Source organism: Anaerotignum sp. (assembly GCF_030625865.1).
Taxonomy (GTDB): Bacteria; Bacillota; Clostridia; order Lachnospirales; family Anaerotignaceae; genus Chakrabartyella.
In genome coordinates, this window is record NZ_DAOUQB010000081.1 from 1 (window position 1) to 3,666 (window position 3,666).

Consider the following 3,666-nt stretch of genomic DNA (forward strand, 5'->3'; position numbering starts at 1 on the left):
AAATTATCCTTGCCTACGGGGGTATTCTAATGTTAAACTATGAGAATGTAATAGTCTGCCCGTTTGGGGCGGCAAGAAAGAATGAGGTGGACCATAATGGGTTTTTTTGAAAAAATATTCGGCAGCTATAGCGAAAAGGAAATTAAGCGTATTACGCCAATTGTGAAGAAAATAGAAGACCTGGCTCCTCAATATGAGAATCTGACAGATGAAGAATTGAGAGGCAAAACACAGGAATTTAAAAATCGATTGGAAAAAGGTGAAACGGTGGACGATATACTGCCTGAAGCATATGCAGTTGTACGAGAGGCGGCTTCTCGCCCCCATGTGCTGAATATGCGCCATTTTCCCGTGCAGTTAATGGGTGGCATCGTTATGCATCAAGGGCGTATTGCCGAGATGAGAACCGGTGAAGGTAAGACGTTAGTTGCAACCCTGCCTGCGTATTTGAACGCATTAGAGGGAAAGGGTGTTCATGTTGTAACGGTAAATGACTACCTGGCACAGCGTGACTCTGAGTGGATGGGAGAAGTATTCCGTTTCCTGGGCTTAACCGTAGGGTGTATTTTAAATAATATGGATAACGAGGAAAGACGGGCGGCTTACGCTTGCGATATTACCTATGGTACCAATAATGAATATGGCTTTGATTATTTGCGTGACAACATGGTAGTCAAAAAAGAAAGCATGGTACAAAGAGATTTGCACTATGCCATTATCGATGAGGTTGACTCTGTTTTGATCGATGAGGCAAGAACCCCATTGATCATCTCAGGAAGTGGTTCCAAATCCACAGATATGTACCGTGTTGCCGATCTTTTTGTAAAGCAACTGCAAAAGGGGTGCATCTTAAATGAAGATGAGGCAATGAACCCCTTACTCAGAGAAGAACTTCAGGAAGAGGGAGATTTTGTTTTAGATGAAAAAGCAAAATCCGTTGTATTGACCCAGGAAGGTGTGGAAAAAGCCGAAAAGTTTTTCTCCGTTGAGAATCTTTCTGATCCTGAAAACTTGGAGTTACAGCACCATATCAATAACGCGCTGAAGGCAAATTACAATATGCATTTGGATAAAGACTATGTGATTGCCGAAGGCGAAATTGTGATTGTTGATGAGTTTACCGGCCGTATGATGCCCGGTAGACGTTATTCCGATGGCTTGCATCAGGCCATTGAGGCAAAGGAAAATGTACAGGTAAGAAGGGAAAGCAAAACCCTTGCAACCATTACTTTCCAGAATTACTTTAATAAATATAATAAAAAATCAGGTATGACCGGTACAGCAAAAACCGAGGAAGAAGAATTCCGTAATATCTATGGCATGGACGTTGTGGAAATCCCTACAAACAGATCCATACAGCGTAATGATTTGCAGGATGTTGTATATCGTACAGAGGCAGGAAAATTCCGTGCTGTGGTAAAAGATATTATGGAGGCTCATGCAAAAGGGCAGCCTGTTTTGGTTGGTACGGTTACCATTGATAAATCTGAAGAATTAAGTAAGCTTTTGAAAAAAGAAGGAATTAAGCATCAGGTTTTGAATGCCAAATACCATGCGCAAGAAGCAGAAATCGTTGCCCTTGCTGGACAGATGGGAGCAGTAACCATTGCTACGAACATGGCAGGTCGTGGTACGGATATTAAGCTTGGTGAAGGTGTGGCTGAAATTGGCGGTTTAAAAATTATCGGTACGGAAAGACATGAATCCAGACGTATCGACAATCAGTTGCGTGGTCGTTCCGGACGTCAGGGTGACCCTGGTGAATCCCGTTTCTATATTTCTTTGGAAGACGATTTAATGCGTTTATTTGGCTCTGAAAAGACCATGAAGCTGGTAGATGCCATGGGTATGAGCGAAGATGAGCCAATTGAGGCAGGAATGCTGACCAAGGCTATTGAAAACGCCCAAAAGAAAGTGGAGGGCAACAACTTTGCCATTCGTAAGCATTTGCTTGAGTATGACCAGGTAATGAATGAGCAGCGTGAAATTATTTATGGGGAACGCCGTCGTGTTTTATATGGTGAGGATTTGCGTGACAGTATTATTTCTATGATTCATGAAGTGGTAGCTCGTTGTGTGGATGCCCATATGCATGATGAACAGTTGCCGGAGGAATGGGATATGGCTTCCTTTAGTGAGCATTTTTCCACCATTATTCCCGTGGGCAAGGTGAACATCAAAGAAGAAGCTTTGGTTAAGATGACGAAGGATAAATTAAAAGAAAATCTGACGAAGCTTGGTGAACAGCTTTACCAAATGAAAGAAAAGGAAATCGGCGAAGCAGAACGCATGCGTGAGTTGGAAAGAGTTATTATGCTTCGTGTGATTGATCAGAAGTGGATGGATCATATTGATGAGATGGACCATATGCGTCAGGGCATTGGCTTGCATGCATATGCCCAGAGAGATCCTTTGATGGAATATAAATTTGTTGCCTATGATATGTTTGAAGATTTAAGCAATAATATTCAGGAGGATACATTAAAGATTTTATATCGCATTCGTATTCAGACTGAAGTGAAGAGAGAAGAAGTACAGCAGCCGATGTTTACAAATAAGGATGATTCTGCTGTAAAACAGCCCAAAAAGCGCAATGACGAAAAGGTTGGTCGTAACGATCCTTGCCCTTGTGGCAGTGGCAAGAAATATAAGCATTGCTGTGGTAGATAAAATGTTTCGTTTGGGGGGATTATATGAATAAAATCATAGAAATACCCTTCCCTATCCCTTTTTATACCCAAAGGGTAACAGAGGAAAGCTGGAAAACCGATGGGTTTTCGGATTTGCAGGAGGGATTCAGCTGGAATATGCGGGGATGCGGTATCGCATCCTTAAGAATGGTCATCGACGGTTTTTTGCGTCAGGAAGGAAAGCTTGCTTGCGAGGGCCAGGGTGCAATGATACACAAAGGGCTTGAGCAAGAAGCATATAAGCCTGGTGTTGGTTGGATTCATCAGGGACTTGCAAAAATGGCGATGGAATATGGCCTTTTGGGTACTGCCCATAGAGAAAAAAATGTGTTGGATGTTGGGACGGAAATTTTAGCGGGGAACCCTTGTATTATTTCCGTTTCTCCCAGATTTGCCGGGGGAAAACCCGATGAAAATGGGAATCCATATACCAAAGGCGGCCATTTAGTGGTGGCCTATGGTTGTGAATTCAACGAAGATGGAGCACCGGTTGCGTTTTTGGTGCATCATCCTTCTTGCTTTTTGGAATATAATTGGGCGGCACATTGGGTTCCCATTGAGGAATTTGAAGCGTCGTTTTCGGGAAATTATATTGTGTTTCAAAAAGCCGAAAATTAAATAAGGATAAAACAAAATGTTTTCAATAGAAATTGAAGGTCAAGGCAGTGGGGTTTTGGTCAGGAATTTTGCTACGCAAAACCGTTACTGGGTAATGGCAGCGTTTTTTTCGCTGTTCCACCCCACACACCCTTGCTTTTTGAAAAAAAAGTAAGGATGAAAACTTTATTGAAAATTGCATATACATGTGGTTTTAGAATGAATATCTGTATTGACAAAAATATATATTTTTGCATATAAAGTTTCGCTCAAGCCTTCGAAAAGGCTTGCAGGGTTCGGGACAGAGTCCCGAGAACTTGACCTTATATAACTATAAATTTTTTATTTTAAAGGAGTTGATTTTTACATGTTCGAGTTA

2 protein-coding genes are annotated in these 3,666 nt (G+C 41.8%); both read left to right on the forward strand.

Going from position 1 to position 3,666, the window contains the following annotated elements; all coding sequences use genetic code 11:
- The first annotated feature begins 96 nt into the window (after positions 1-96).
- Positions 97-2,670, forward strand: a complete 2,574-nt coding sequence (gene secA, locus P9Q65_RS13165; RefSeq protein ID WP_304509976.1) for a preprotein translocase subunit SecA — start codon at positions 97-99, stop codon at positions 2,668-2,670.
- Positions 2,671-2,693: 23 nt separating this feature from the next.
- A complete protein-coding gene (locus tag P9Q65_RS13170) occupies positions 2,694-3,308 on the forward strand; it encodes a C39 family peptidase (protein WP_304509978.1) in 615 nt (204 codons plus the stop codon).
- The last annotated feature ends 358 nt before the right edge of the window (positions 3,309-3,666 follow it).

What these genes read in the sequence shown, in the direction of transcription:
- P9Q65_RS13170 (WP_304509978.1), top strand. Translation starts at nt 2,694, where the DNA reads ATGAATAAAATCATAGAAATACCCTTCCCTATCCCTTTTTATACCCAA.
- secA (WP_304509976.1), top strand. Translation starts at nt 97, where the DNA reads ATGGGTTTTTTTGAAAAAATATTCGGCAGCTATAGCGAAAAGGAAATT.